Origin of the sequence: Streptomyces sp. NBC_00102, assembly GCF_026343115.1 — a bacterium.
Lineage (GTDB): Bacteria > Actinomycetota > Actinomycetes > Streptomycetales > Streptomycetaceae > Streptomyces.
Map to the genome: position 1 here is coordinate 1,708,681 of NZ_JAPEMC010000001.1, position 26,051 is coordinate 1,734,731.

At 70.2% G+C, this 26,051-nt stretch carries 26 protein-coding genes; 11 read left to right on the forward strand and 15 right to left on the reverse strand.

Annotation, left to right across the window (positions count from 1 at the left end):
• Positions 1–148 precede the first annotated feature (148 nt).
• Together OHA55_RS07620 and OHA55_RS07625 are read right to left on the reverse strand one after the other, a co-directional pair.
• Positions 149–1,042 carry an HAD family hydrolase gene (locus tag OHA55_RS07620; RefSeq protein ID WP_266704027.1) on the reverse strand — a complete coding sequence of 298 codons (894 nt, stop codon included), beginning with the start codon at positions 1,040–1,042 and terminating at the stop codon, positions 149–151.
• 97 nt (positions 1,043–1,139) lie between these two features.
• Positions 1,140–3,485 (reverse strand): GH92 family glycosyl hydrolase, encoded by a 2,346-nt coding sequence (locus OHA55_RS07625; RefSeq protein WP_266704029.1) that lies wholly within the window; start codon positions 3,483–3,485, stop codon positions 1,140–1,142.
• 300 nt (positions 3,486–3,785) lie between these two features.
• Between OHA55_RS07625 and OHA55_RS07630 the strand changes: the two genes are divergently transcribed.
• The 4 genes from OHA55_RS07630 to OHA55_RS07645 all read left to right on the forward strand — a co-directional run bounded on the left by OHA55_RS07630 (position 3,786) and on the right by OHA55_RS07645 (position 6,470).
• On the forward strand, positions 3,786–4,268 hold the full coding sequence (locus OHA55_RS07630; protein WP_266704031.1) for a hypothetical protein: 483 nt from the start codon (positions 3,786–3,788) through the stop codon (positions 4,266–4,268).
• A 93-nt stretch (positions 4,269–4,361) separates the two neighbouring features.
• Positions 4,362–4,787 carry a hypothetical protein gene (locus OHA55_RS07635; protein WP_266704033.1) on the forward strand — a complete coding sequence of 142 codons (426 nt, stop codon included), beginning with the start codon at positions 4,362–4,364 and terminating at the stop codon, positions 4,785–4,787.
• 258 nt (positions 4,788–5,045) lie between these two features.
• Positions 5,046–5,660, forward strand: a complete 615-nt coding sequence (locus OHA55_RS07640) for a vancomycin high temperature exclusion protein (protein WP_266710467.1) — start codon at positions 5,046–5,048, stop codon at positions 5,658–5,660.
• A 90-nt stretch (positions 5,661–5,750) separates the two neighbouring features.
• The gene (locus OHA55_RS07645) at positions 5,751–6,470 is read left to right on the forward strand and encodes a hypothetical protein (protein WP_266704035.1); all 720 of its coding nucleotides are present in this window, start codon (positions 5,751–5,753) and stop codon (positions 6,468–6,470) included.
• Between the two features lie 81 nt (positions 6,471–6,551).
• Here the strand turns inward: OHA55_RS07645 and OHA55_RS07650 are convergent, their stop codons facing one another.
• Complete coding sequence (locus OHA55_RS07650; protein WP_266704037.1) at positions 6,552–7,163, reverse strand: TetR/AcrR family transcriptional regulator; 612 nt, start codon at positions 7,161–7,163, stop codon at positions 6,552–6,554.
• A 641-nt stretch (positions 7,164–7,804) separates the two neighbouring features.
• Between OHA55_RS07650 and OHA55_RS07655 the strand changes: the two genes are divergently transcribed.
• Positions 7,805–8,743: an alpha/beta fold hydrolase gene (locus OHA55_RS07655; RefSeq protein ID WP_266704039.1), complete on the forward strand. Its 939-nt coding sequence runs from the start codon at positions 7,805–7,807 to the stop codon at positions 8,741–8,743.
• 806 nt (positions 8,744–9,549) lie between these two features.
• Positions 9,550–9,849 (forward strand): hypothetical protein, encoded by a 300-nt coding sequence (locus OHA55_RS07660; RefSeq protein ID WP_266704041.1) that lies wholly within the window; start codon positions 9,550–9,552, stop codon positions 9,847–9,849.
• Between the two features lie 15 nt (positions 9,850–9,864).
• Here the strand turns inward: OHA55_RS07660 and OHA55_RS07665 are convergent, their stop codons facing one another.
• From OHA55_RS07665 to OHA55_RS07680, 4 genes are all read right to left on the reverse strand, one after another.
• Positions 9,865–12,333: a site-specific integrase gene (locus OHA55_RS07665; protein WP_266704043.1), complete on the reverse strand. Its 2,469-nt coding sequence runs from the start codon at positions 12,331–12,333 to the stop codon at positions 9,865–9,867.
• Positions 12,326–13,522 (reverse strand): tyrosine-type recombinase/integrase, encoded by a 1,197-nt coding sequence (locus OHA55_RS07670; protein ID WP_266704045.1) that lies wholly within the window; start codon positions 13,520–13,522, stop codon positions 12,326–12,328. The genes OHA55_RS07665 and OHA55_RS07670 overlap by 8 nt, the downstream gene beginning before the upstream one ends.
• 130 nt (positions 13,523–13,652) lie before the next feature.
• Positions 13,653–13,919, reverse strand: a complete 267-nt coding sequence (locus OHA55_RS07675; protein ID WP_266704047.1) for a hypothetical protein — start codon at positions 13,917–13,919, stop codon at positions 13,653–13,655.
• Positions 13,916–14,182, reverse strand: a complete 267-nt coding sequence (locus OHA55_RS07680; protein WP_266704049.1) for a hypothetical protein — start codon at positions 14,180–14,182, stop codon at positions 13,916–13,918. Before OHA55_RS07680 ends, OHA55_RS07675 begins: the two co-directional genes overlap by 4 nt.
• A gap of 104 nt (positions 14,183–14,286) precedes the next feature.
• Between OHA55_RS07680 and OHA55_RS07685 the strand changes: the two genes are divergently transcribed.
• The gene (locus OHA55_RS07685; RefSeq protein WP_266704051.1) at positions 14,287–15,117 is read left to right on the forward strand and encodes a helix-turn-helix transcriptional regulator; all 831 of its coding nucleotides are present in this window, start codon (positions 14,287–14,289) and stop codon (positions 15,115–15,117) included.
• Positions 15,114–15,323 carry a DUF397 domain-containing protein gene (locus OHA55_RS07690; RefSeq protein WP_266704053.1) on the forward strand — a complete coding sequence of 70 codons (210 nt, stop codon included), beginning with the start codon at positions 15,114–15,116 and terminating at the stop codon, positions 15,321–15,323. The genes OHA55_RS07685 and OHA55_RS07690 overlap by 4 nt, the downstream gene beginning before the upstream one ends.
• 306 nt (positions 15,324–15,629) lie before the next feature.
• On the opposite strand, the gene OHA55_RS07695 is transcribed toward OHA55_RS07690, so the two are convergent.
• From OHA55_RS07695 to OHA55_RS07725, 7 genes are all read right to left on the reverse strand, one after another.
• Positions 15,630–16,169: an SMI1/KNR4 family protein gene (locus OHA55_RS07695; RefSeq protein WP_266704055.1), complete on the reverse strand. Its 540-nt coding sequence runs from the start codon at positions 16,167–16,169 to the stop codon at positions 15,630–15,632.
• A gap of 308 nt (positions 16,170–16,477) precedes the next feature.
• Positions 16,478–16,849 (reverse strand): hypothetical protein, encoded by a 372-nt coding sequence (locus OHA55_RS07700; protein WP_266704057.1) that lies wholly within the window; start codon positions 16,847–16,849, stop codon positions 16,478–16,480.
• Between the two features lie 216 nt (positions 16,850–17,065).
• Positions 17,066–18,874: a subtype B tannase gene (locus tag OHA55_RS07705; protein ID WP_266704059.1), complete on the reverse strand. Its 1,809-nt coding sequence runs from the start codon at positions 18,872–18,874 to the stop codon at positions 17,066–17,068.
• Between the two features lie 201 nt (positions 18,875–19,075).
• Positions 19,076–19,537: an NUDIX domain-containing protein gene (locus OHA55_RS07710; RefSeq protein WP_266704061.1), complete on the reverse strand. Its 462-nt coding sequence runs from the start codon at positions 19,535–19,537 to the stop codon at positions 19,076–19,078.
• A 128-nt stretch (positions 19,538–19,665) separates the two neighbouring features.
• Positions 19,666–20,103: a gamma-glutamylcyclotransferase family protein gene (locus tag OHA55_RS07715; RefSeq protein ID WP_266710468.1), complete on the reverse strand. Its 438-nt coding sequence runs from the start codon at positions 20,101–20,103 to the stop codon at positions 19,666–19,668.
• A gap of 140 nt (positions 20,104–20,243) precedes the next feature.
• Entirely contained in the window at positions 20,244–20,588 is a 345-nt protein-coding gene (cutA, locus tag OHA55_RS07720) for a divalent-cation tolerance protein CutA (RefSeq protein ID WP_266704063.1), read from the reverse strand.
• 193 nt (positions 20,589–20,781) lie between these two features.
• Positions 20,782–22,095 carry a hypothetical protein gene (locus tag OHA55_RS07725; protein ID WP_266704065.1) on the reverse strand — a complete coding sequence of 438 codons (1,314 nt, stop codon included), beginning with the start codon at positions 22,093–22,095 and terminating at the stop codon, positions 20,782–20,784.
• A 475-nt stretch (positions 22,096–22,570) separates the two neighbouring features.
• Here OHA55_RS07725 and OHA55_RS07730 point away from each other — a divergent pair, with 475 nt between their 5' ends.
• From OHA55_RS07730 to OHA55_RS07740, 3 genes are all read left to right on the forward strand, one after another.
• Complete coding sequence (locus OHA55_RS07730) at positions 22,571–23,365, forward strand: aminotransferase class IV family protein (protein WP_266704067.1); 795 nt, start codon at positions 22,571–22,573, stop codon at positions 23,363–23,365.
• A 452-nt stretch (positions 23,366–23,817) separates the two neighbouring features.
• Positions 23,818–24,381 (forward strand): hypothetical protein, encoded by a 564-nt coding sequence (locus OHA55_RS07735; protein WP_266704069.1) that lies wholly within the window; start codon positions 23,818–23,820, stop codon positions 24,379–24,381.
• Positions 24,382–24,521: 140 nt separating this feature from the next.
• Positions 24,522–25,163 (forward strand): class F sortase, encoded by a 642-nt coding sequence (locus OHA55_RS07740; RefSeq protein ID WP_266704071.1) that lies wholly within the window; start codon positions 24,522–24,524, stop codon positions 25,161–25,163.
• Between the two features lie 50 nt (positions 25,164–25,213).
• Here the strand turns inward: OHA55_RS07740 and OHA55_RS07745 are convergent, their stop codons facing one another.
• Positions 25,214–26,008 (reverse strand): TSUP family transporter, encoded by a 795-nt coding sequence (locus OHA55_RS07745; RefSeq protein WP_266704073.1) that lies wholly within the window; start codon positions 26,006–26,008, stop codon positions 25,214–25,216.
• Positions 26,009–26,051: the final 43 nt, after the last annotated feature.

Below are 26,051 nucleotides of genomic sequence, written 5' to 3' on the forward strand. Positions count from 1 at the left end.
GTTGCCCCACCGTTGCGCGAGGGTCACGGGTGTTTTCGCCGTCCTCACGGGCGGGCGCGGGCCGTTGTCAGCTCCCCGGTACGCGGGCGACACGGTGGCGCCGCAGGCCCCCGCACCTGTCCCCTGTCTCTGTCTCTGTCCCTGTCCGTCAGACGGTGACGGACACGCCCTCCTGGCCGTCGCCGACCCGCACCGCGGAGACGACCGGGGTGACCGTGAGCTCCTCCCCCGCACCGGCCGCCCCGTACAGCCGCTCCAGGACGACGGCGACCCCGTCCTCCTCGTGCGAGAGCGTGCGGTGCGAGGCCGCGGCGAGTACGTCGGGGTGGGCGTTGCCCATGGCGTATCCGGCGCCGGCCCAGCGGAGGATCGCGAGGTCGTTGGGCATGTCGCCGAAGGCGACGACGTCGGCCGCGGTGAGCGAGCGTTCCGCGCAGAGCCGCGCCAGGGTGTCGGCCTTGGTGACGCCCGTGGCGCTGATCTCCAGCAGTCCGTGACCGCCCGAGTGCGTGTACTGGGCGAGCCCGGGAGCGACCCGCTCGAGCGTGCTGAGCAGGGTGTCGGCGTCGGTCCGCTCCGACCAGGCCAGCAGCTTGGTGAGGGGCCGGCCGGTGTTCCAGAGCGCGTCGCGGGAGGGGACCTCGGACACCCCCTCGTCGTCGCCGGAGAAGCGCAGCAGGAAGGAGGGCTCCAGGAAGGCATGGTCGCCGGCCTCGACGGCAAAGGCGATCTCCGGGATGGCCGCCGCGAAGCGGTCGGCGACGAGCCGTGCGGTGGGCAGGGCCAGTGGCCGGGTGGAGGTGATCGTGCGGGTGGCGAGGTCGTAGACGAGCGCGCCGTTGCTGCACACCGCGGTGCCGGTCAGGCCGGTCGTCTCCACGAGCCGGTCGAGGTACCGGGGCGGCCGGGCGGTGACCACGACGATCTCGGCACCGGCGTCCCGCACGGTCCGGAGCGCTCGCAGGGTCCGGGCGGACACGCTGCCGTCGCGCCGGAGAAGGGTGCCGTCGAGGTCGGTGGCGACCAGCCGTGGAAAGGTCATCGCACGATGCTAACGGTGGCGGAGAACAGGAGGACCCGCCCCCGGTGAGGGGCGGGTCCTCCTGTCGGTGTGGCCCGGGTGCGTGCCGGTCAGCGCGTCACTTCAGGGCGGGCGGAGCCGCGTTCACCGAGGTGCCCCAGGTGGAGGGCGCCGTGCCGACCTGGTAGGTCAGCTCGCGGGTGTCACGGATGTCGTCCGTGGTCAGGTAGGTCTTGTCGTACGAGCGGCCGTCGGCCTTCGCGGACTGGATGTAGCGCACCGAGTCCGAGGTGCCCGGAGCCTTCACGGTGAGCTTGCCGTTCGGGTAGTAGCGCTTGTCCAGGGTCAGGTCCACCCGCTCGAAGACGGGGGTGGAGAGTCCCCAGGTGTCGGTGCCCGGCTGGACCGGGAAGATCCCGATGGAGGAGAGGACGTTCCAGGCGGACATCGTGCCGAGGTCGTCGTTGCCCGTCATACCGGTCGGGGCGTCCGTGAAGAGGGTGAGCGCGGCGTGCACCACGTCGGTCGTCTTCCAGGGCTGGCCGGTCGAGAGGTAGGTGTACGGGGCGATCAGGTCGGGCTCGTTCTGCGGGTTGTACTTGTCCGCGTTGTAGTACGCGTACGGGCCGTTGACCCACGTCTCACGGGCGGTCTTCGCCGGGTCCTGGACCAGCTGGTCGTAGGCGAAGAAGGAGTCGAGGCGGGCGTTGGCGGCCTGGGTGCCGCCGATCAGGTCGACCATGCCGGGCAGGTCCTGGGGGACCAGCCACTGGTACTGCCACGAGGTGCCCTCGTGGAAGCCCACGCTCTGCGCCGGGTCGACCGGGCCGGTGAAGGCGCCGGAGGCGTCACGGGCGCGGAAGAAGCCGGTCGAACTGTCGAAGATCTTGCGGTAGTTCTGGGCCCGCTCGGTGTAGCGCGCGGCGTCGGCCTTGTGGCCGAGGTCCTTGGCCATCTGGCCGAGCATGGCGTCGGAGAGCGCGTACTCCAGGGTGGCGGAGGCGCCGTGGTCGTAGTCCGAGTCACCGGGCTTCACGTGCGCGCGGTTCTCGACGTACGGGGCGAAGCCTCCTGCGATGTACTCCTTGTTGGCCTCGCGGCCCACCGGAGCGGAGTCGGCGGCGGGGACACCGTCGGCGTTCTTCTTCAGCGCCTTGTACGCCTGCTCCTCGTACCCCTTGAGGAGGCCCTGCTGGTAGGCGTTGGTGAGGAACGGGGTGACCGGGTCACCGGTCATGATGTTCGTCTCGACCGTGCCGTAACCCCACTTGGGGAGCCAGCCGCTCTCCTCGTCGATCTTGATGACGGAGATGGCCATGTCGCGGGACTCGCGGGGGGCGAGCAGCGACAGCAGCTGGGCCTGGGTGCGGTAGGTGTCCCAGAGCGACCAGTTCTGGTAGTACGTGAAGCCCTTGGCCCGGTGGATCTTCTGGTCCCAGCCGGTGTAACGGCCGTCCACGTCGCTGCCCAGGTTGGGCGCGAGGAACGAGCGGTACAGCGACGAGTAGAAGGTCCGGCGGACGGTCTCGCTGCCGCCCTGCGCCTTGACGTCGTCGAGGCGGTCCTCCCACGCGGCCTGCGCGGCCTTGGCGACGTGGTCGTAGGAACGCCCGCCCTCGGAAAGGAGGTTGAGGGCGGCACCCTTGGCGTCCACGTAGGAGATCGCGGTCGTCGCCTCGACGGTGCGGTCCTTGGTGGTGTCGAACCGCAGGAAGGCGCCGTTGCGCTCGCCGGCCGCGGTGGAGGAGGTGGAGCCCTCGGTGACGACGTCACCCTTCCACGTGCCCGAGACCTTGAAGGGGCGGTCGAAGCGGGTGATCGTGTAGACCGTGTACGGCTTGGTGTCCTGGCAGAAGCCGCTGCCGGTGATGGCGGTGCGCACGGTGCGGTTGTCGAGGATCTCGACCTTGGTGCTCACCGTCTTGTGCAGCGACTGGCCCGCGTTGATGAGGACGTTGGCCTTGTCGGTGGCCGGGAAGGTGTAACGCTGCACACCGGTACGGGCGGTGGCGCTGAGCTCCGCCTTGATGCCGGTCTTCAGGCCGACTTCGTACGTACCGGGAGCGGCCTTCTCGTCGTCGTGGCTGAACTCGGCGGCGTAGACGGCGTTGTCGGTCGACGTGATGTCGCCGGTCGTCGGGAGCACCGGGAGGTCACCGCCGAGGCCGCAGCCCACACCGGAGATGTGCACGGTGGAGAAGCCCCGGATGTGGTTCTGGGAGTAGTCGTACCCGGTGTTGTGACCGGTGTCGGGCGAGAACTGCACCATGCCGAACGGCACGGCCGCACCGGGGTAGGTGTTGCCCTCGTTCTCGGACCCGATGAACGGGTTGACGAGATCGGTGAGCCTGTCCTGACCGTGCCGGGCACCGTCGGCCACGGCCGGTGCGGCGACGGCTCCGCCGAGGAGCGCGGCCGTCGCGGCCACCGTCCCCGCGCCGCGAATCACGTGGGTCCATCTCATGGAAAGAACGCCTCTTCCGACGTAGACAACGTTGTCATACCGCAGTGCGTGATCATTCTTGGCCCGTGCGCGTGTACCCGTCAAGGGTCGTGACACGGCGAACTCTGGGCGCGGCGGGCCGAAGAGCACGCGGCTACGAATCCACAACGAGGGCACAACGGAAGGACAGCCGCACCGCGACCCCGCACGGACCGGTCCTACCATCCGGCGCAAGGGGATCATCGTAAAAGGTCCCGGACAAGGGGGAGTTCGGTGCCGTCGATCTTTTCACGACCGCTGTTACGGCGTTCGGCATGCGCCGTGGCGGTCGGCCTGACCCTGGCCACGACCTCGGGCTGCGGGGCCGTCGACGTGGCCGTCACCGGTATCTCCGTGACGACGGACGGCCGACTGCTCGGCGTCATCATGGTCTGCGAGCGCCGCATCGACGGCACCGGCCTCCGGGCGGAGACATCCGATCCCGAGGGGAGCACGAGGGTCGGCGAATGGACCCCCGATCGGCCCCTCAAAGCTGGTCTGACCATGTGGTCCCTCGACTCGCCCACCTCGGACTGGACCACGGCCAGGGATCCCGGACCGCTCGAGGACGGGACGGTCTACACCCTCTCGGGCTGGGGCGAGGAGCACAGGTCTTCGGCCGAGGGCATCGACTTCACCACGGCCGACCGCGAGCGGCTCACGCCCGGAAAGGTTCTCTACGAGCAGTACACGGAGGACGGCGAAGAGTCCGTCCGCTTCGCCCCCTTGTCGGAGTTCGAGTCCACGGCGTGCGACGGAATCTGAGACCCCATCCCCCTGCGAATGCCCAAATCCTGGACCGGATACGACCAGTTGGGGTTTCACTCGAAGCCTCGAAGCAGCCCGTAAGCTCCGGGCATGACTGCTCAGTGGTACGTCCTCATCGAGGAGGACACTCGCGAGACCCGACGGGCCGACGGCGTCGAACTGAGGCTGCACCACTGGACCCTGGTGGCCAGCCACCCCGTCACCGCTGACCAGGACGAGGTGCGGGCGGTGGCCGAGGACGCGGCACTCCACTACGTACCGGGCGTCCTGGCCCGCCACGCACGGCCGGGCGACGTCCCGGGCCGCAGCGCTTTCCTCGCCTCCGACGGCTCCTGGCTGGTCCGCGTCCACCAGAACCACCGCGCGTGCCACTTCCGCGTGACCACGGCACGCCTCGTCCATGCGCGGCCGGAGGAGCAGGCCTCGCCCAAGTCCCTGAAGGAGAAGCTCCGCCACGCGCTGGACGGGCCGGAGCCGCTGCCCGCCCCGTGGGCGCCGCCGCCGCCCAAGGGCTGACGCCGCCCCGTCGTCAGTGGGACGGGCCTACGGGCGACGAAGCGAACTTCCCCGGCGCGGAACCAGAACCTCAGGGCGCGCTCGTTCGTCCCCTCAGGAGGGGAGGACCGCACGAAAGCCGTGCGCCAGGCACCGACAGGGGTTCCCATGCGACGACCGAAGCTGCCGAAGGCCCTCAGGGCCGCCTTGCGGCCGCGCAATTGGGTGGCGGCGGTGCCGCGCACCCGTCGCGGTCAACGGCGCGCGCTACAGCGGCTGATGGTGGCCTGCGCGGTGGCGCTGGCGCCGATGGCGTGGATGTACGCGACGACCGAGGGGCATCTGCGGACCACCGCCGACGCGCCGGCGGAGGGCGTGGCCGTGGTGTTCGGTGCCGGACTGTGGGACGGCAAGCCGACCCCGTACCTCGCCCACCGGCTCGACGCCGCAGCCGAGTTGTACCGGACCGGCAAGGTGAAGGTCCTCCTCGTGACCGGCGACAACAGCCGTACGGAGTACGACGAGCCGGACGCGATGCGGGCCTATCTCACCGCACACGGGGTGCCCGGCGCGCGGATCGTCAGCGACTACGCGGGCTTCGACACCTGGGACTCCTGCGTACGGGCGAAGAAGATCTTCGGGGTCGACCACGCGGTCCTGGTGAGCCAGGGGTTCCACATCCGGCGGGCCGTCGCGCTCTGCCGGGCCGCCGGGATCGACGCGTACGGGGTCGGCGTCGACGAACCGCACGACGCCACCTGGTACTACGGCGGCACCCGGGAGGTTTTCGCGGCCGGCAAGGCGGCCCTGGACGCCGCGATCCGGCCCGACCCGCACTTCCTGGGCCACAAGGAGACCGGTGTCGCCAACGCCCTCGCGGCGGACGGGGGTTGAGGCCGACGGGGCCGGACGTCCGCCGGCCGGAGCCCCACGAGAACGGGACTCCGGCGTATGACCGGTCCGCCCGGCGGGAATCACCGCACCGTGAAGAAGACAACGGGGAACGGACGGGGAGGGCGGCTTCCCCTCTGGTTACGGGGACTGGTCGTCGTCGCGGCCGGGTGGGGAGTCGTTCTCTGCGGGCAGCACGTGGTCGACGCGTACGAGGCGACCTCCGAGTACCGCGAAGCGCCGCTCTGCACGGCCGGGAACGAGCGAGAGAGCGTGGACGGCGGCGAGGAGTGCGTGCGGCGCGAGGCGGGCACGGCGCTCGACCGCCGGACCGGCGAGGAGTGCACCACCGACGGTTCGAGCGCGGGCGGCGGAGGCGTCACCACGTGCACCACGTACTACGACCTCAAGGTCGAATGGCCGGAACGTACCGCGTGGTTGGGGGTGGACGAGGAGACGTACGACGAGATCACCAAGGGCGACCGCGCCGAGGTCCGGCTCTGGCGGGACGACGTCGTGGGACTGGTGACGCTCGGCCGCACCCGTTCCTACCCACCACCCTCGGAGAGCGGGGCCCTGCCGTGGCTGGCGGCGGGCTGCCTGATCCTGGCGCTGGGCGCGTGGGCGGTGGTGAGCGGACGGCTCGCGACCCTCTTCGCCTTCCCCAACTTCGGCCTGCTCTTCGTGGCCTTCGGGTTCGGCTGGCTCGGCTCCATGGCACTGTTCGGCGGGCATCCCGTGCTCTGGGGCTTCGCGATCCTGTGGACGGGGTTCGCGGTCTTCTGGACCGTGAGTGCCCGGCGGATGGGGTGACGGGTCCTCCTCGACCCCGGCCGCGTCACCCCCCTCTCGCCCCCTCTCGCCCCTCTCGCCCCCTCTCGCCCCCGGCCAAAATCAGCCGGAAACCGCCTGCGCGCTCCCGGACGCGCTCAGCGCGTGCGAGAGCGCGTCGACGGTGACGCCCACCACGGCCAGGAGCTGCGCGGGGCTCGCCCCGGCTCTGCTCATGATGGCGAGGGACTGGTTCACGGCCGCCGCGTGCTCGGCGAAGTCCTCGGCCTCCCGGTCGGCCAGCCGCCCGGCCTTCAGCGCGGCACGCAGGCGCGACCGCTGGAGGCCGAGAGTCTCCCTGGCGTGCGCCGCGACGGCCTCGCTCAGCCCTGGAATCGCCATGACCGACTGGGTGATCAGGCATCCATCGGGCAGTTCGGGATCGGCGATGCGTTCCAGGGTGACGTCGAAGAAGGCGCGGACAGCTGTGAGGAGTTCCGTGGACGCACACGACAGGGCGGCGTCGTACTTCTCGCCGTAGCGCGCTGCGTAGCGATCCAGGCATCGCAGGAAGAGCGTGTCCTTGGCGCCGAGCGAGGAGTAGATGGAGCTGCGGTTCAGGCCGGTTGCCCGTGACAGGTCGTCCACCGAGGTGTCCGCGTAGCCGGTGCGCCAGAACTGGATCATCGCGGCGTCGAGCGCCGTGTCCATGTCGAACTGCTTCTTGCCTGCCACGTGGGACTTCCTCGCGGTGTGTCGATGCCTGCGGGTGTGTTGATGTCTGTGGGCGGGTCGATGCCTGTGGGCGGTGCCGCACGTCACTCTATCTTGAACCAAGCAGTTCATGATGTGTTACGTTGCCGTCGTGACCATGGCCGCGGGCCTCTCGCAATCCGGGAGAGCACCAGGGGCTCACCACCCGGCCACCCGGCCGCCGACGTCGTCCTGACCCGTGCGGTCGCCCCGATGCACGCCGTCGCCCCGATGCATGCCGTCGTCGTGCCCGGCGGAATCCGACCGTTCCGCCCTACGACCTGTGGGCGTCGGAGTTCGCCCAGCACCCCCACCCGTATTCCGGCGCCCGGGCGGCGCCCTTCGACCGGTCGGCAGCACCGGAACCCGGGGCCCAGGTCACGCCGAGCGAACCCGGCGCCACCTCCTTCCCGTTCGTCCACTCCGGCCTCGTCGGCTCCGTACCGATGCCGGCCACCCTTCGGCCGGGCGACCGGGTCCCGGATCACCAGCAGCCCCCTGCCGCCCTCGCACTCGCACTCGTCCGCGTCATCGTCGTCGTCATCGCGATCGCCGGCTCACTCGCGGGCCCGGGGCGGGCTCGACACCGAACCCAGCAGAACCCACACCCAAGGAGAATTCCCGTGACCGACCCCGCGACCAGCGCTCAGCAGGTCTCCGAAGCCAACCCCGTCCGCGACCTGCCCCTGCACGACCTCGACGGGTTCACCCACCACTGGGTCGACGCGGACGGCATCCGCCTCCATGCCGTCGAAGGCGGCCGGCCGGACGGCCAGGCCGTCGTCCTGCTCGCGGGTTTCCCGCAGACCTGGTGGGCCTGGCGAAAGGTCATGCCCGGTCTCGCCGCCCGGTTCCGCGTCATCGCGATCGACCTGCCGGGTCAAGGCCACTCCGAGCGCCCCGAGGGCAGCTACGACACCCACACGGTCGCCGCCCACGTCCACGCCGCCGTGAAGGCACTCGGAGTGTCGACCTACTGGCTGGCCGCCCACGACATCGGCGCCTGGGTCGCCTTCTCCCTCGCCCTCAACCACGAGAGTCAGCTGCGTGGGGTCGCCTTGCTCGACGCGGGGATCCCCGGCATCACCCTCCCCGAAGCGATTCCCACCGACCCCGCTCGGGCGTGGAAGACCTGGCACTTCGCGTTCCATCTCGTGCCCGACCTGCCCGAGACCCTGCTCGCCGGCCGCGAACGGGACTATGTCGGCTGGTTCCTGAAAATGAAGGCCCTCACTCCCGATACGTTCGACGACGCCGAACTCGACTACTACGCAGCGTCCTTGGCCGCCGACGGCGGCCTTCGCGCCTCTCTCGCCTACTACCGGGACGCGGCCGAGTCGGCGCGCAAGAACCACCAGGCACTCGACCGCCGGCACCTGACCGTGCCGGTCCTCGGAATCTCCAGCAGCCACGGCTCCATCCCGGACATGGCAGCCTCCGTCGGCCCATGGGCCAACAACATCAGCGGAGTCGTCGTGTCCGACTCCGGGCACTTCATCCCCGACGAGCAGCCCGAAGCCGTCACTGCCGCCATAGCCGGGTTCATCACCGGCAACGCCTGACGCAGCTCGGACCCGCCCGGCGCGCCGAGGCCCTCGCCGCCATGGCCGCCATGGCCGCCATGGCCGCCATCAGCGATCGGCCGCCGGGTGCGGGCCACCTCCCTTCGCGGGGTCCACCACCTCCCAGGAGTGCCCCGACGGATGGTCGTCGAACAGACGGCAGGGACCGCGAAGTTCGTCGTGGTGGGCACACCGGAGCAGAACCACCCGGTACATGCGGCCGGCCGTCCAGCGGATCCACACCGCACCCCCGAGCCTGTCGTCGTCCCACAGCAGGCAGGCGTGCTCGCCAGAATGCCGCTCCCCCAGTACGCACCGGATGGGCCGGGACTCGACGAGGTCCCCGCCTCCTGCGCGGACGTCACGTCCCGAGGGCGGCAGCAGGGCGACGGCGGTACACCGCAACACGGTCACTCCCCCGTGGGCGGGATGCCCGGTACGCACACGAGCGCCGCCACCGGGCACTCCCGGGGCTCGGCGCCCCGGTCTTCCAACAGGTCCCGCATGTCTCGCCTTTCGTTCGTCGGTACTTATCTGCACCACGCTCCTTGATCAAGGCGGTGTCAGTGGGGGTGGGTAGGTTCTGGAGGCGCGGTGCGGTCGGCATCCGGGGAATCCAGCTCCAGAGAGCAGCTGCCTCCCTGGCTCTGTCCGGGGGTGGTCCTCGTAGGTCAAGGACCCATCCGACGGCCAGGCATCGTTGAGGGCCAAGAGTGGATCCCGTCAGCGCCGGCCGCACCGTGCCAGCTGTGATGCCTTGTCGGCCCGGAGCGCTAATGTGCTCCGGGACTCAACGAGGAGATGACGTGGCTGAGCCGAGCTGGCAGCTCATGCAGGAAGACCGCCTGGTCGGGACGTTGGTCGAGAAGGAAGTCGACATGTTCTGGACGGACTGTCACTTCGCGCCAGAGCCCGGTTGGGACGATCTCCGTCCCCTCTTCGAGGCCTCCCGCGACGCCTGGCGAAGCGGCGATGAAGAGGCTGCGGTCGAAGCCGACGAAGCGATCTATGCGCAAGGACTCGTTCTCGCGCCGCTTGACGGCGGGGCGCCGCTCACGGAGTTCCTCCTTCGTATCAATGGTGACAAGGCTCGCTTCCGCTACTGAGATCACGTCATGCCCTCAGGGCTGCTGATCTGTCCGGGAGCCGCTGCTGGCAGTGGTCCGCGGTCTCGGGATGCCGAGGTCCACGGTGGGTCGGCGGCTCCAGCGTTTGGTCTCTTCCTTCTTGGCCTGGAGGAAGGTCAGTGTGAGGTCGAGACCTTCGACTTCGCCGGTCCACCCCTCGGCTTCGGCACGTAGTCGCCGTGCCTGGAGGTCTTCCTCAAGTTCGTCGAGTCTGGCCAGCATCTTGGGGTTCACGTGCAGCATCGGACAGCGGATGCAGGCGTGCTCGTGCTGGCACGGTGTGCCGTAGGGACGCGCGCAAGAGCCCAGTTCGACCTTGCGCTTGTCGAAGTGCTCCTCGAACTCCGTCCATTCGTCGGCGGTGGCCGGACGGTACTCTTCCTCCGGCCTGATAGCCCGACGGTTCTGCAGGTGCACCTGGTAGTGGTTGATCACGTCCTCTTCGAATACGGCGACGTAGCCGCGGGTGGTTTGGATGTTGAGGTGGCCGAGCAAAGCCGCGCCGATATGGATCGGCAGGCCGCTGTTGACGAGCTCGGTCGTGAAGATCCTCCGGAAGTCGTGCGGGGTGAACTTCATCCCGCGGAAGCCGGGGTGCTCCTCGGCGAGCGCCTCGCAGCGTCGTTCGAGCATCTGCTGGACGGTGCCGGTGCCGATCACGGAGCGGCTGGAGCCCAGTTGGCGCTGGAACAGGAAGGGCATCGGTGCGCTGAACACCTTGTCGTGCGGGTCGAACCGGCGGAGCTGCGGGATGGGTCGGCCGTCCTTGGTGTGTCGTCGGATGACGGAGGCGATCACGTGGAACAGCTCCGGGGACATCGGGATGACCCGTTCCCTGTCGGTCTTGGACGGGGCGACGACGAGAAGGGCGATGACCTCACCGTTGGACCGCTGGTATTGACGGATGCTCAGGTGGGTGAGCTCGCAGAGCTCCTCGATGCGGACGCCGGAGTGGCGCAGGGTCTCGACGCAGGCCCAGTCCCAGAAGGCGTTCTCCTCCTCGGCGGTGACGTTGATCATCTCGTCGGTGGCTTCGTCGGCGACACGGAGCGGCGCCTCGCCGTGCCGTTGGAGCCTTCGGTCGCTGTCGGTGATCACTCGCCGGTAGGAGCGGTTGTTGAGGATGAAGGACTCGTCGGCCTCCGCCTGGGCGGCTCGGTCGAGAAGGGCCCGGGTGTGGTCGTAGCGGGTCTCGACGTGATCGACGAGCACGGGCAGCAGAGGCTGGCGCTGGCGGGTGCGGTCGGCCGTGCGCTCGTTGATCCTCCGCCGGCGCTTGCCCAGACCGCGGAGTTCGGAGGGCGGGACCGGGCAGGGCGCGACCCACTTGGCCCAGCGCTCGGGCTCCTCGGCCGCCCAGGTGTGCAGGTCGTAGTAGAAGCTGCGGACGCTGATGACGATGCCGTCCTGGCCTGCGCGAGGTGTGCCGTCGTCCTTGACGGTGATCATCTGCCGCCAGGTCTGGTAGACTTTCGGGTCGATTCGCAGGTCGGCCTGGTCGGGGTTGATGCGTTCGATCTTCTCCCAGAAGTGGTGGACGACCGCCAGCACGAGGTTAACCAGGGTGGCGTAGTCCGTGTCCGCACGGCGGCGGGTGCAGTAGTCGAGCAGTAGCTCCCGGACGGCACGGTTGCGGATCGGGTAGCGGTCGACGAGTTCCTCGACACTCTGCTGACCTCGGTGCAGGGCCTGGCGCATCGTGGCGGGGGCGGCGGGAGGGAAGTGCCCCATGTCGTGGAGCACTTGCCAGGCGGCCCGACCCGGGAACAGGTTGGCGTCCTTCTTCCCTTGCCGTAGCACGGACGAGCGGACCTTGCGGGTCTCGTGCCCGTGGTGCAGAAGGGACTCGGGGGTCAGGTCGGCCAGCGCGATGTCCTGAACGGTGAGCAGGCAGCAGACGTCGTAGAGAGCGCGTCGCTTGTGCTGCCATCCCATCTCGTGGGCCTCGACGGCGTCGGCGTACCTGTCGAGCAGCGGGTCGTCCTGGGCGGTGACGAATACGTCGGAGTAGTTGTTGAACGTGTGGCGGTAGAAGGACAGCAGGGAGGGACGGATCGCGCGCAGGCTGAACAGCGAGCGGACCCCTGTGGTCAGGCTCTGGCCGGTGGTGCGGCTGCTGCCGAGAGTGCTGGCAGAGATCTCGCCGCGACCGAGCGGGCTGTTGTCCCAGCGCTCCTGCCAGGTCTCGCCGGTGAAGGTGTCCAGGTAGTCCAGGACTGCGGCCGTGGCCGCTCCGCGCTGGACTTGGGTGACGCGGGCGCCGTCCCAGGTGTCTATGGCGAGGTCGGCGATCCGGGAGGTCGTCGCCCGGGCGAGGCTCCCGAACGGGCGCGGAACCTTGGTCGCGACGGCGGGTGCGGCCTGCATTTGGCTGGAGACGAAGCGGCTGGGGAAGTGCAGCCCTTCGGCGACGGGGCCGTGCCGGCGGCTGACGCCCGTGGTGCGGAGCGAGGTCTCAGGCACCGAACACCGCCGCGATGTCGGCCGGGTCGTAGCCGGTGGGGTAGCTGGGCTGGACCCGGGGACGCGCGTAGTGCTCGGCGAGCTTGTCGAAGATCTCTTCCACCCGGACCGCGAGGTATCGGCTGGTGGTCTGGATGTTGGCATGGCGCAGGATCGCCTGGACCTCGGCAAGGGTGAGCTTGCCACCGTTGGCCATCCGGGAGGCCGCGGTGTGCCGGAGGTCGTGCAGGGTCCAGTTGGTGCCCAGGGCGGTGTTCGCGCGCTGGATGACCCGGCGCATCGCCGAGTAGGTCAGCGGCCGGTCGGTGCCGCGACGGGCTCGCCAGATCGGCTCGTCCGCCGCCGCTATCCCGGTCTCGTCGATGTAGGACGCCAAGCGCAGGAAAGCGGCAGGGGAAGCCGGGATGACCTCGCGGTCACGGGTTCCCTTGGAGATGACGTAGAACCGCTGTCCGGCCCAGTCGATGTCGCCGATCCGTACGCCGAGAAGCTCCTCGGCGCGGGCGCCGCTGGAGACGTAGAACTCCAGCAGAGCACGGTCGCGTTCGCAGCCCATCTTGTCGAACAACTCGTCCCAGAGCCGGTCCGGGATCGCTCGCGGAGGCCGGCCCGGCACCTTCTGCCGCAGCCGGGCGCGACCGAGGATCGGCTTCGGCTCCAGTGGGCTGAGGTGACCCAAGGCCCGCCGCCGCTGGGCGGACGCCGGCACCGGGTTGACGACGGGTCCGTTGCCCTGGTGGGCGTGGAACTCGTAGAAGCCGCTGATCACCGACAGCGCATGGTTGATGGTCCGCGGCGCGTAGCCCACACCGAGCATCGGCTTGCCGGTCTTCAGGTTCACCGATCCAGGAGGCGGTGTTGTGGCCGACTTCCGCTTGCGCTGAGGGTTCGGCGCCGTGCGCAACCACCCAGTGAGCACAGCGACTTCACTCTCAGTGGCCCTGTCCCAGGCGACGTCGAGCAGCCACAGCAGCCGGAACCACCGCAGCATTCCGTAGCCGTAGCTGCGGCCGGTGTGCGGGCTGGTGTCACTCAGCGCAAGGTCGCACAGGTAGGCGGTCACTGGCTCGATCTCCTTTCCGGATGGGTCGGTCACGACGAACGGTGGGTGCGTGCCCTGGGCAGGGCCGAGGGCCCCAAGGCGGGGGATCTCTGCCCGCCCGTCCATGAGCGCGTGGCGTAGGTCCATCTTCAGCTCCTTGATCACGATGGCTGGGCGCCATGATCGCGGAGCGGACGGTGGTGCAGATAACTGAGCACACTCCGGCGAACACGTCGGTGAGTACGCCCGGTGAACACTTCGGCGCACTCATCGGTGCTCAGCGGGTGAGGTCGCTCGCATCGGTCGTGTCGGTCGCATCGGTCGTGTCGGTCGCATCGGTCGACGAGGCGCGGGGCGGTGCCGGGTGATCGGCGGCCCGGTGACGCCTGCGCAGAATCCGCCAGTCGGTCGCGGCGCTCAGGTCGCACACCCGCTCGGCCTCCGTCTCGGCCCAGTCGAAGTCCAGGCAGACAGAGCAATCGGCGGCGGGAATGGGGGTGAGGACGGGAGTGCGGGCGGGGGTCTCGTCGGGGCTCGCACTCACAGCAGGTCACCCCGACTCCGGGCGTTGCACCGCGCGTTCTCCGCCCGCAGCCGCTCCATCGGACTCGCCGGCCGGACGAACGCGGGAGCCGCCTTCCACTCGTTGCCGCCGCAGACGGGCCGTATGGCCCAGTAAGCGCCGACGACTCCTCGGAACTCCCCGACAAGGTTTTCGTATCGGGTGTCCACCATGAGCGCACCGAGGGCCGGAATCGGCCCGCGTGGGCCCTGTTCGTCGGAAGTGCGGACTTCGGGCACGGACATGGATCACTCCTCTCTGTAGCCATTCCACTACGGGGAGCCCTCAGAGTGGCCTACGCTTGAAATGCCTTCAACCTCCGCGAGCTTGAACGAAGGATCGACAAAGAATGGCGAATCGAAAGAAGTTAGATCCCGGAGCAAGCCCGCGCGCGGCCTTCGGCGAACGTCTGCGCAGGCTGCGGGAGCAGCGCGGCTGGACGCAGGACGAGCTGGCCACCCGTACGGGATATTCCGCTTCGCATATTTCCGGGGTTGAAACTGGTGCACGAACTCCAACTGCCAAGTTCAGTGCAAGTACCGATCGGGCCCTGGGCACGGGCGACGCGCTGACCCGCCAGGGCGCGGCAACCCGCGACAGCGCGATCCTCGACGGCTTCCCGGAGTTCGTCGTGCACGAGGGGCGGGCAACGGAGATACGGCTCTTTGAGATGGGGGTCATCCCGGGGTTGTTCCAGACCCCGGGATACGCCGCCGCCATCACGGGAGGCGCGGTTCGACGCGGTGCCATCACCGAGCACCAAGCGGAGGAGAGGCTCGCTCTCCTCGCACGACGCCAACAGTCACTCACCCGCACACCTCCGCCACAGATCTACGCGGTGCTGGACGAGAGCTGCATCCGACAACGCGTCGGGGGCGCAGACATCATGGCGGAACAACTGGCCCATCTCGCGGCGGTCGCCGACATGCCCAACACAGTCGTACAGGTGGCCACCTTCAATCTCGGTGAGCGCCGCTCGTTCTACACGCCCGTCACGCTGGTCACTCTGCCCGACAGGTCTCAGGTCGCCTACGCAGAGTCCACGCATTCCGGGCAGTTGGAGCGAGATATGCGCTTCGTCGGCCCGCTCCTCACGGCCTACCATCAGCTTCAGGCCGAAGCGCTCTCACAGGCTGAGTCCGTGGCCATGATCAGTCAGGTACGAAAGGGCACCTCGTGACTACCGAATCCCTCCACTGGTTCACGTCCTCCTACAGCGCCAACGGCGGCCAGTGCGTGGAGGTTGCCACCAACCTCGCCACCACGCACGGCGCGATCCCCATCCGCGACTCCAAGGACACCGGCGGCCCCGTACTGAACATCTCCGCCGCCTCGTTCACCACCTTCGTGACAGGCGTCAAGACCGGCGAACTCGGCGACATCTGACCGACCGGACAGCCCAACCAAGCGAATGCCCCATCGCACGCCGCGCGATGGGGCATTCAGCTGCTCAAGTCGGGCATCCCTCACCTGACATGAGTCGCAGGTCCAACGCGCGCCGTACCTTTGGCTATCCGTCAGGTACTGCCCCATCACGCGATGCGAGATGGGGCCACATCCGGCTCGGCGCCGCGAGTCACCTCCGGCTTCGGAACGGCGGCACTGCATGCGACCGCTTGTCCACCCGACCACGCAACCGTGGTCACGGAAATGGGTGTCCCGCCAGGCTCCCGTAGACCTGCCGAACCACTCTTACAGCCAGACGAGTCGGCCTTCGGCGACCCTGCAGACCGGGTAGCTTCCCTCGGCGATCTGCGTCAGCTTCTCCGCCACGGAGTCGAAATACTGGGCCAGCGATTCGTACTCACCCGTGACCGTGATGTCACCCACGAACCACCTGCCGACACGTCCGTCCCGCACATCGATGAACTTTCCCATCCAGCCGTCCTGGTCCGACAGGAACGGGATCCACTCATTGCGCCAGAACGGATTGTCCGGCCGATCCGGAGGGTCGAATCCACCGGGCATCGAGCGGGTCGCGTAGAGCCTCTCCATCGCCCCGATACCCAGGAAGAAGCTTCCCTCGTCCGGGAATCCGTCGAAGCCGCCGCACATCACTTCGTCGTCGACGTCTTCCTCGGGCAGATCCAGGTTGTTCCGCAACAGCCATGTCCGCAGGTCCCCGGGGAGGGAGATGCCCATCCGTTCCTCGGCGGCCGCGAGCATCTGCTCCGTAGCGGGCCCTGGCAGATCCGCGTGATCGGCCGGAGCGTGCTGCCGAAGGAGTGTCATCACGTGGGACCAACTCTCGGCCACGCCCATTGCGCTCCGCCCTCTCTGCATTTGGATACATCTGTCCGACCGCGTCACGACGCGGTTGCGGAGTGCCGACCGGAGAACCTGGCCTGCTCCTGGGATTCCAACCGCTCGAAGAGACACGCCTACTCGCCCCCGCCCGTGCCCTCGCACAACGGGGAGAAGGTGCGCGGGGCGGGATCCGGCACGACCATCGATGTCGGCCCGTCGGACGGGTACCTTACAGCGCGGCCAAGGCCAGCCCCTGCCCGTCCGCGCAGTCCCCCGTCGTGGGCAGTCGGCGGTCAGGAGCGAACGAATCCAGCAGGATCGGCCAAGTACCGGTCGAGGTACGGGGCTTCATGGAGTGCTTGGTACTCGTCGTGAATCTGCCATTCCGGGCCGAGCTCGGCGCGAAGGCGGTTGAGCGCATGGCGTACGGCCTCGTTGAAGTGGTGACACTCCGCTTCACGCCAGGGTCCCGGGTCCGGAGGATAGTCCCGGTTCAACGACATGTCGTAGCGATCCACCAGCCCCTCCAAGCCGTCGCGGAGGTCGTGACTGATCGGCAGTCGATCCAGTTCGACCGGATACCCCCACACCTCCTGGTCCTCGGACGTGACCGTCCAGAGGATGCCGCCCGATCCTGCGTCGAAGAAGAACCTGGCGGTGTGCACGGCATCGACCTTTCGAGACATTTCGATTCGAGCGGCCACCACGATACGCGACGAGGCGCGCGGGGCGGCCCCACGAGTCCTGGATGCGGCCGGCCCCTCGCCTTCGTCCCGATCGCCGATCGATCGGGGCACTCCGGAATGCCGGAGCATCGGAGTTCCGAAGTGCCCCAACGGCCCCTTCTCGTGATCCTGGTGGGACCTGGCCCGCCCTCGGTCTCAGCGCCGCTCGGCGGCCGGCGGGTCTCCGGCCTTGCGGACGGCCTTGGCGATCCAGGCCATGGCCTCGGGCACGTCGTAGTTCCCGGCGTGCGGCTGGTTCCAGGCGAGCCGGTAGTCGACGTCCTTGACCTGCTTGTCCGCTGCGAGCGCCCGGTCGAGGTTGAGCGAGACGATGAACGCGGTGTCCCGGTCGCGGGTGCCGGCGCGGACGTACCAGTGGGCGGCGGTGTCGGCGCCGGTGCCGATGAAGTCCATCGGGTCGATGAGGTGGATCTGGTCGTCCACGGTGGTGGTGCGCTTGGCGGTGTACTGGTCCCAGGTCAGGCCGGTGTCGTCGATGCCGCTGCCGTCGCCGGGGACGTCGTTGTGGTCCCAGCTGTACTCGGTGTAGTTCATGTACTTCTGGTCCGCCGGGCCGAAGAGGTTGGTCTCGGTGCCGCTCATGGTGTTCCCGTTGACCCCCACGGCGTCGAAGGCGGGGGTCGTCTTCAGGGTGGCCTGGGCGACGACGAAGGCCAGGTACTTCTTCATGTCGACCGAGCGCACCGTGCGGGTGGCGGTGTCGACGTCGATCCAGTCGTTGACGTACGACTTGGTGGTCGGCGTCCCTCCGGGGAATCCGCCGCCGGACTGGAGGTCGAAGGTGGCGCCGAGGGCCGGAATCGTGTTCGCCGGATCGGCCTTCAGGTAGGTCTCGGCGGAGCGGACGACCTCTTTCCTGATGGTGTCGATCATGTTCGCGGCGGTGAGCTTCGAGCCGTCCGGGTTGCGCAGGCCGAGGCTCTTCTCGTACGCGGGGAACTGGGCGGCGATCGCGGCGGCGTCCTCGGGTGACGGGTTCTGGCCGGTGTCGGCGCGGGTGTCGAGGATGTTGTACAGCCACTCGTACGCCGTGTCGGCGTTGCCCAAGTCGGTGATCGGGCAGTACGCGTTGACGGCGAAGACGTCGTCGCGCAGGGTGCTGCGGCCCCTCGCGTCGATGCCGGCGGCGCCGATCTCCTTGAGGTAGGGGTCGTACTCGGCGCTGTTGCCGGAGGCGCCCAGGATCGACACCAACGCACCGCCGCCGCTGGTGCCGTTGATGACGATGCGTTCGGCGCTGCCGGGCATGGCCGCGTCGTTGAGGCGCAGGTAGCGCACGGCCGCCTTGGCGTCGACCACCGCGGCGGGCGCCTTGCCGGGGGCCGTGCCGTCGGCGCCGAGCAGCCCGCGGCTGCGGTTGGCGACGTCCACGAAGACGTACCCGGCCTTCAGGGCGGCGCCGACGTTGCTCGTCGCGCTGGTGTAGGAGGCGCCGCCGGTGACGCTCGCCTTGATGTAACTGGCCATCCAGCCGCTGTTGTTCACCGCGAAGTAGATCGGTGCCCGCTGGTCCCCGAAGGCGCTCTCGGGGACGAAGACGTTCATGGCCTGGTAGCCGCAGGCGGTGTTGGAGATCGTGGTGCTCCCGAACCCGCCGGACTGCTGCGCCGCCGCCTCGACGGGCTGGGCGACGTAGCAGACCTCCTTGTACCAACGCACGTTCATCGGTTGACCGTCCACGGTGACGGTGATCGTCGTGTAGGCGGCGGAGTCGAAGGCCAGGGCGGCATCCTCCGCGTCCACGGAGTGGGCCGCGTGCGGGGCCCGGGCGGGTCCGCCGGTCGCCGCGAAGGAGGACGGCACCGCGAGGGCGGTGAGGGCGAGCGAACCGGCGACAGCCACGCCCCTCAGGAGGTGCTTACGGGATGCGGAGTGCCGCATCTCCCCTATGACGGTGCGGTGTTCGGGCGCGTCGCACCCGCGGGGCGCAGAGAGCCGCTGCATGGAGTCTCCCCTCGTCGAGCGTCAAGTACGTTCGCGTACCTGGCACTTCGTTGGAACTTCGACCTCCGGGCCGGAGCGGGACGCACGCTACGGGATTGTCAACAATATTGCCATCGATATCGCAGACATTTATGTGGGCCATGAAGGGGCTGTGGACGACCCGGCGGTTTCCAGCCGGCCGCCTCCCCTCGGGGCATCGCCTCAGAGCGCGTCGCCGCCCACGCCCCGGATGAGCTCCCGGTGGGACTCCTGCATCGCGGCGGGAAGCTCGTCCGCGTCGAACCACCGGGCTTCCAGGATCTCGAAGTCGTCGATCTTCAGGGTCCCGCCGACGAGCCGCGCCTCGTAGGCCACTTCGAGGCGGAGCCGGTATCCGCTCTTCAGCCGCACCAGGCGGCCCGGCTCCACGTCGAGCCCGGTCTCCTCCTTCACCTCGCGGACCACGGTGCGGGAGAACTCCTCGCCCTTGACCGCGAATCCGGTCGGCAACCCCCACGGGTGCTGCGCGGCCCACAACCGGTGCTTGAGCAGCAGGACTTGGCCCGCGTCATTGCGGACGACACCGGTGACCCCGACGTTGAACTTGGCATGGGCGAGCCACAGGACCCGCCACTGCAGGGGACCGCGTATGAGCCGCCAGAGCCGTGCGACGAGTCGATGCATGGGGAACCTTTCACCGGCGGGGTCGTGGCTGCTGCCTCACCCTCCACAGTCCTCCATGGTGGCCCCCTTGCCCGGAGTGAGGGGCCGCGGCCCCGGCGCTTCCCGTATCCGCCGGGTCCGTGCCGCGCTCAGGGAGTGGGCCGGGGCGGGGAGGGCCGGGGAGGGCGGTGGGCGACCCAGTCTCCGCCGGGGATGCGCGGGCCGCCCGCGCGCAGGGTGCGGGAGACGGCGGAGGCGGCGAGGTAGACCCAGGCGCGGACGGTCCCGGAGCCGGGCGACTCGACGTCCCGGGCGACCCGTTCGTAGAGGTTGCGGGGGTCGCCTGGCCCGAGGTACGTCTCCAGCCGGTCGAGGGCGACGAGCAGTCCGGCGTACTCGTGGGGCGCGGCGGTGATCAGCGTCCCCTGGACCGTGCCGTCCCCGTCGGTGGCGAACGGGTACCCGGGGCCGTCCCAGAGCGCCCCGCCGTGCAGCACCGCCGGCTGCTCCCGGACGTCGAGGCCCTGGACGTACCGGTCGTGGTTGTGCTCGCCGGGGCGCAGGGTGCCGTAGACGAAGAAGGGCAGCGGCCCCTCGGCGCGGACCGTCCCGGTGCCGGGTACGGGGTCGGAACCGGGTAGGGAATCGGGACGGGGTATGGATTCGGGACCGGGCGCGGGGGCGTGGCCGGGCGCGGGGACGGAGCGGGGCGTCTCCTCGGTGGCGGTCACAGCTCCGCCGCCGAGGACGTCTGGTCGGTCACCCAGGCGAGGTAGCGGGCGCTGCCCCGGACGATCGGGGTGGCGATGATCTCGGGGGTGTCGTAGTCGTGCGCGGCGCGCAGGTGGTCCTCCAGTTCGTCGTAGCGCTCGGTCCTCGTCTTGAAGAGCACCTGCCACTCCTCGGCGGTCTCCACGGCGTTGTGCCAGTGGTAGACGGAGGTGACGGGCGCGGAGATCTGGGCGCAGGCGGCGAGTCTGGCCTCCACCGCGCCCCGGGCCAGGGCCTGGGCCTTCTCCTCACTGTCGGTCGTGGTCTGCACGGTCAGCCATGCGGCGGGTGGCGTCGTCATGGTCGGCTCTCCTCGGAGCGCGGGCCGGGGCGCGGCTGCCCCGGCGGTACGGAGACCCGGCGTTCCGGGTCCGGTGGTCCGGTGGTCCGGTACCGATTGTCGGTCCGCGACGCCCCCGTTGCCGCCCGTACGCCAGGGCCCGGGCCGGGACGACGCCGGGTGAGCACCGGCGATGCCGGGACGACGCCGGCGCTCAGGGGGCCAGCATCCGGATCACCGGTTCGAGGACCAGCTCCAGACCGGACTTCAGCGGCAGTACGAGAACGGCCGCGACCAGGGCGGCGACCACGGCCGTGCCCCACCGGCGGGCCGCGAACCGGTGCGGCAGCACGCCGAAGACGAAGACGAGCCCGGCCACCACCAGTGCGGGCGCTCCCATCAGCAGCCAGGCCGGGACACCGCCGAGCGCCACCGGGGTGCGGGCCGCCTCCGTCGCGGCCAGCAGCCCGGCCGACAGGATCAGACTCAGGTCGATCAGCCGGGGCACGACCGGAGAGACCCGGGCCCTGTCGTCCAGGCTCCGGCGGAACGAGAACAGCAGGACCACCTGGAAGACCGCGAGAACGAGGAGTTCGACGCGGGCGACGGTGACGAACTCCGGCGGTTCGAAGGGCCCCGCCACGAACACGAAGGTGATCACTGCCGCCGGCCCTCCGAGCAGCGCCGCCCACAGCGCGGAGAGGCGGAGCACCATCGAGGGTGCGGGCACCCACGGACCGCCGGACCTCGGCCGACGCGGCGTCGCCCGCTGCGCGTCGGCGCTGAAGGCGGCGATCACGATGTCGTCCGGGCTGCGGCGCGCGGCGTCCTGGAAGAGCTCCGCCCGTCGCGCGAGCGCGGCGGGGCTGGACAGGACACGCTCCCGGTTGGCCGCGGTGAAGTACCCGAGGAGCAGGATCATGACGGTCACCGCGACCGCCGCGGGAGCGTGGCCGAGGACCCCGTCACCGACGGGCGGGGCCATCCATGCGGCGGTGAAGATCACCAGGAACAACCCGAGCACGGGCATGGCGCCGACCGTTTCGAAGGGCACCAGCAGGGCGGACCTGCCGATGCCGGTGAGCACGCCGAACAGAATCCACAGGGCGGTGAGCAGCCCCCACTGGGTCATGATGGCCAGGGGCAGGATGTCCGGCAGCTGACCGGAGAGGACATGGCCGGCGGCCTCGGCGGACGAGCGGGACCGGGGGCCGGCCGAGAACGCGTAGGCGAGGATCAGCAGGGCGAACTGGATCACCGCCATCAGCCGGGTGCCGTCCCGCCAGAAGTCGCGGGACACCAGGGCGCGCACGATCGCACCGGCCTGGGTGCCCACCACGAGCGCGACCAGGATCAGCGGGAGGACGACCACGCCGAACGCGGTGTCCGGTTCCATGGTGGTGAGGTGCAACGGGATGCCGAGCGCCTCCGCGGCCTTCTGGCCAAAGGAGATCACCGAGAGCTCCCAGTCCGGTGTCACCTCCGGCGCCACCTCGGCGAGGACCGTGATCGGTGCGGTGATCGACATGCGTCCCCCTGCCTTTCAGGGCGCCCGCGGCGGCCCCGGATCGGTCCTTCCGGCAGGCCCTCGGCCGCCCCGGTCACTGCCGCTCCCGCGCGCTCGAAGGCGTATCGGCGTGCGCCGTCGCCCCCACGCGGCGGCGCACGCCGGCCCGCGCGCACGGGCGCACAGGCGGGCGCGCGTACGGGCGGGCGTGCGGACAGGATGGCGCCGGAGCGGTCCGTACGGGGGTGATGTCGGCAGCCGTTCGCCTGGCGGTGATGGTTCCGTGACGTCCGGGGCCGAAGCGGGACGGAGAACCGGGGCGAGGCCGGGGCCGGGACGCAGGCCGGGGCCGGGACGGAGACCGGGGCCGGGACGGAGGCCGGGACGGAGACGGGTACGAAAGCCGGGACGGAATCGCGGCGGGAGTGGGCGGTCTCACGGCGGTGACGGGCGGCGGCCATGTCCCGGTGCCCCGGCACGAATTACGGTGAACCGCATGATCCCTCCCTCTCCCGTCCCGTACGTCGAGTTCGACGGTCACCCGGCCACCCCGGACGACCTTCGGATTCCCGCCTTCTCCGGCTACGGCCACTTCACGGCCTTCCAGGTCGCGGACGGCCGTGTGCGGGGCTGGGACCTCCACCTGAACCGGCTGCGGGCCGCGAACCAGGAGCTCTTCGGCCTGGACCTGGAGACGGATCTGCTGCGCGGGCTGGTGTCCCGGGCGCTGTCGGGTGCGGGTGTGCGGGACGCCTCGGTGCGGGTGCACGGCTATCTGCCGCCGGGCGCGACGGCGACCGTGCTGATGGTCACGGTGGCCCCGCCCGCCGTACCGGCGACGAAGCCGTTGAGCCTCCTGTCGGTGCCGTACGCCCGCGAGCTGCCGCACATCAAGCGGCCGGGCGACTTCAGCCAGGTCTACTACGGCAGGCTGGCGGTCCGTTCCGGGTACGACCAGGCGTTGCTGACCGCCCCCGGCGGTGTGGTCACCGAGGGGTCGATCACCAACATCGGCTTCTGGGACGGCGATCGCGTGGTCTGGCCGGACGCCCCCGCGCTGATCGGGATCACCATGGCGCTCCTGGAGGAGGGACTCGCCCTCGCCGGTTCCCCTTCGGCCCGCCGGCAGGTGACCCTGGACGGTCTCGACGCCTTCCGGGGCGCGTTCGTCACCAACTCCCGGGGCATCACCCCCGTCCACCGCATCGACGACCGGACGTACCCGGTGGACGGGGAACTGATGGAACTGCTGGAGAGGGTGTACGGGGACGCTCCGGCGGAGGAGGTCTGACCCCGGCCCCACGCGCAGCCCCACCCGCCACGGACGCCAGGCGTCCGCGGCCATCCATGACAACGCCCCCACCGGGCCCGGGGGGGGTGGGGCCGGTGAGGGCGGTTGCCAGGGGGTGGCGGGGGGGGTGCCACCCCGTGGGGGGATGTCTTGCGTGTGCCCGACCCCCGGAAGACCATGCGTGTGACCTGCGTCACATGGTGGTTCCGGGTGTCACTCGTTCGGCACCTGGGCGCGCCACGCGGCCCGGACGGCACGACGACACCGCCGTGACCTGCACGGATCACGGGTGGCAAGGGTGCCGCTCCGGTCCGTACGGGTGACTTCTGAAGGCGCGTCAGCAGGCATCGGGGGCGGTCCGCCCGTTACCTCGGAAGCAGGACCCGTCCCGTTCCGGCCCGTCCGGACCGGCCGTTCCCGCTCTGCTCTCGCCCGTATCCGGAGGACCTCCCATGCTCCGTCCACTCCGCTCCACGACCGGTACCGCCGTCGCGCTCGCCGCGACCGCGACGCTCGGCCTCGCCCTGCTCGCCCCGTCCGCGTACGCGGACGGGGCCGACCGGGGCCGGCTGGAGCTCACCCCGTCCACCGCCGTTCCGGGCGCCAAGGTCACCGCGGAAACCACCGCCTGCGGCAAGAAGGGGTCGGGCACGGGCGACGCGAACTCCCTGGACGCGGGGGACTTCGAGCTCTACCCCGGCCCCGGCAAGGACACCGCGGTCGGGCACTTCACCGTCCCGCGCGAGACCCGGCCCGGCACCTACGACATCGCCGTGGCCTGCGACAACGGCAAGGACGCCCAGGGCCGGCTCCAGGTCATCGGCGGTTCGGGGGGCCACGAGCAGGACCAGGGCCAAGGGCAGGACGACCAGCCCTGGGGCCACGTCCAGACCGGTGTGGGCGGCAGCGTCGGGCCGGACAGCACCCGGATCGCGGCGGGCTTCGGCGTGCTCGGCGCGGCCGGCGCCGGTGCGCTGTGGACGGTCCGCCGCCGCAGGGCGGCCGGCTCCCGCTGACCCGCCTGAGCCTGAGCCGCAGGGCGGGGCACGGCCTCCCGGGGCCGTCGCCCCCGCCTCCGCTTCCACCCGTACGCCCCGCACGCGGGACCGTACGACTCCCCGTACATCCGCAGGCCCGTGACGAGAAGGACGGCACCGTGTCCCAGACGGCACACAAGGGCAAGGCGTGGCTGATCGGCGTCGCCGTGCTGGCCGGTGTCTGGCTGATCCAGACCGGTGCGGACACCCAGGTGGTGCCGCCGCAGCCGTCCACGGCCGAGGCGTTCACCGGCGGGCCGCAGCTCCAGCCGGGCTCGCCCCTCGCCGAGCCGCTGGCCCCGTCCACGCCGGTCCGCGTCCGCATCCCGGAGATCGACGTGGACGCGCCGATGACCCGGCTCGGCCTCCGCCCGGACGGCAGGCTGGACGTGCCGCCGGAGGCGGACCGCAACCTGGCCGGCTGGTACGGCGACGGCACCCGGCCGGGCGCGCGGGGCACCGCGATCGTCGCCGGGCACGTGGACAACGCGAAGGGCCCGGCGGTCTTCTACGGCCTGGGCTCACTGGGGCGCGGCGACCGGGTGGAGATCCTGCGCGAGGACGAGCGGACGGCGGTCTTCTCGATCGACGCGATCGAGGTGTACGAGAACGACGACTTCCCCAGTACGCGTGTGTACGGGAAGGCGCCCTACGCGGCGCTGCGGCTGATCACCTGCGGCGGCGGGTTCTCGAAGGACACCGGCTACCAGGGCAACGTGGTGGTCTACGCCCACCTCACGGATGTACGGAAGCCCGCCTGAGCGGCCCGACCGGAATCACCGCCCGGCCCTCAGCCCGAGACGCCCGGCCCTCAGCCCGAGAACTGGTCGAAGCCCAGCTTGGCGACGAGCGAGAAGACCACGACCAGCAGCACGCCCCGGACGAACCCGCTGCCCCGGCTGAGCGCCATCCGCGCCCCGGCCAGTCCGCCCGCCAGGTTGAACACCGCCATCAGCGCCGCGAGCTGCCAGAGCACGGTGCCCTGCACGGCGAACATCGTGAGCGCACCGGCGTTGGTGCAGACGTTCACGATCTTCGCGGTGGCCGACGCGGTCACCAGGTCGAGGTGGAGCACGGCCGTCAGCGCCAGCACCAGGAAGGTGCCGGTACCCGGTCCGAAGAGGCCGTCGTAGAAGCCGATGCCGCCGCCGACCAGCACGATCGCGGTGACCGTACGGGCCCGGGTCACCACCCGCCGGTCCGCCTCCTCACCGGCCGCCGCCGCACCGAACGAGGGCCGCAGCAGGACGAAGGCGGCGACGGCGAGCAGCACCACCATGATCACCGGCCGGAGTACGTCGCTGCTGATCCCGGCCGCGAAGAACGCGCCGGTCATCGACCCGGCGAGCGCCATCAGCCCGATCCGTACCGCCGTGCCGACCTTCACCGGCGCACGGCGGGCATAGGTCACGGCCGCGCCGCTCGTCCCGACGATCGCGACCGCCTTGTTGGTGCCGAGCACCTGCGCCGCCGGTACGTGCGGAAGTCCGAGCAGCAGGGCGGGCAGGAGCAGCAGCCCGCCCCCGCCCACCACCGCGTCGATCCATCCCGCCGCGCAGGCGGCGAGGCAGAGCAGGACGACGGTGGTCAGCGTTATGTCAGGCATGCACAGGACATTAAGCGACGACTCCGGAGACCCCGCACCCGCC

Bases quoted from the DNA above. Each gene is read 5' to 3' on its own strand.
- OHA55_RS07680 (WP_266704049.1), bottom strand. From the start codon at position 14,182: ATGTCCGTGCCCGAAGTCCGCACTTCCGACGAACAGGGCCCACGCGGG.
- OHA55_RS07625 (WP_266704029.1), bottom strand. From the start codon at position 3,485: ATGAGATGGACCCACGTGATTCGCGGCGCGGGGACGGTGGCCGCGACG.
- OHA55_RS07640 (WP_266710467.1), top strand. From the start codon at position 5,046: ATGGTGGCCTGCGCGGTGGCGCTGGCGCCGATGGCGTGGATGTACGCG.
- OHA55_RS07620 (WP_266704027.1), bottom strand. From the start codon at position 1,042: ATGACCTTTCCACGGCTGGTCGCCACCGACCTCGACGGCACCCTTCTC.
- OHA55_RS07695 (WP_266704055.1), bottom strand. From the start codon at position 16,169: ATGACACTCCTTCGGCAGCACGCTCCGGCCGATCACGCGGATCTGCCA.
- OHA55_RS07635 (WP_266704033.1), top strand. From the start codon at position 4,362: ATGACTGCTCAGTGGTACGTCCTCATCGAGGAGGACACTCGCGAGACC.
- OHA55_RS07745 (WP_266704073.1), bottom strand. From the start codon at position 26,008: ATGCCTGACATAACGCTGACCACCGTCGTCCTGCTCTGCCTCGCCGCC.
- OHA55_RS07670 (WP_266704045.1), bottom strand. From the start codon at position 13,522: ATGGACCTACGCCACGCGCTCATGGACGGGCGGGCAGAGATCCCCCGC.
- OHA55_RS07730 (WP_266704067.1), top strand. From the start codon at position 22,571: ATGATCCCTCCCTCTCCCGTCCCGTACGTCGAGTTCGACGGTCACCCG.
- OHA55_RS07710 (WP_266704061.1), bottom strand. From the start codon at position 19,537: ATGCATCGACTCGTCGCACGGCTCTGGCGGCTCATACGCGGTCCCCTG.
- OHA55_RS07735 (WP_266704069.1), top strand. From the start codon at position 23,818: ATGCTCCGTCCACTCCGCTCCACGACCGGTACCGCCGTCGCGCTCGCC.
- cutA (WP_266704063.1), bottom strand. From the start codon at position 20,588: ATGACGACGCCACCCGCCGCATGGCTGACCGTGCAGACCACGACCGAC.
- OHA55_RS07685 (WP_266704051.1), top strand. From the start codon at position 14,287: ATGGCGAATCGAAAGAAGTTAGATCCCGGAGCAAGCCCGCGCGCGGCC.
- OHA55_RS07725 (WP_266704065.1), bottom strand. From the start codon at position 22,095: ATGTCGATCACCGCACCGATCACGGTCCTCGCCGAGGTGGCGCCGGAG.
- OHA55_RS07705 (WP_266704059.1), bottom strand. From the start codon at position 18,874: ATGCAGCGGCTCTCTGCGCCCCGCGGGTGCGACGCGCCCGAACACCGC.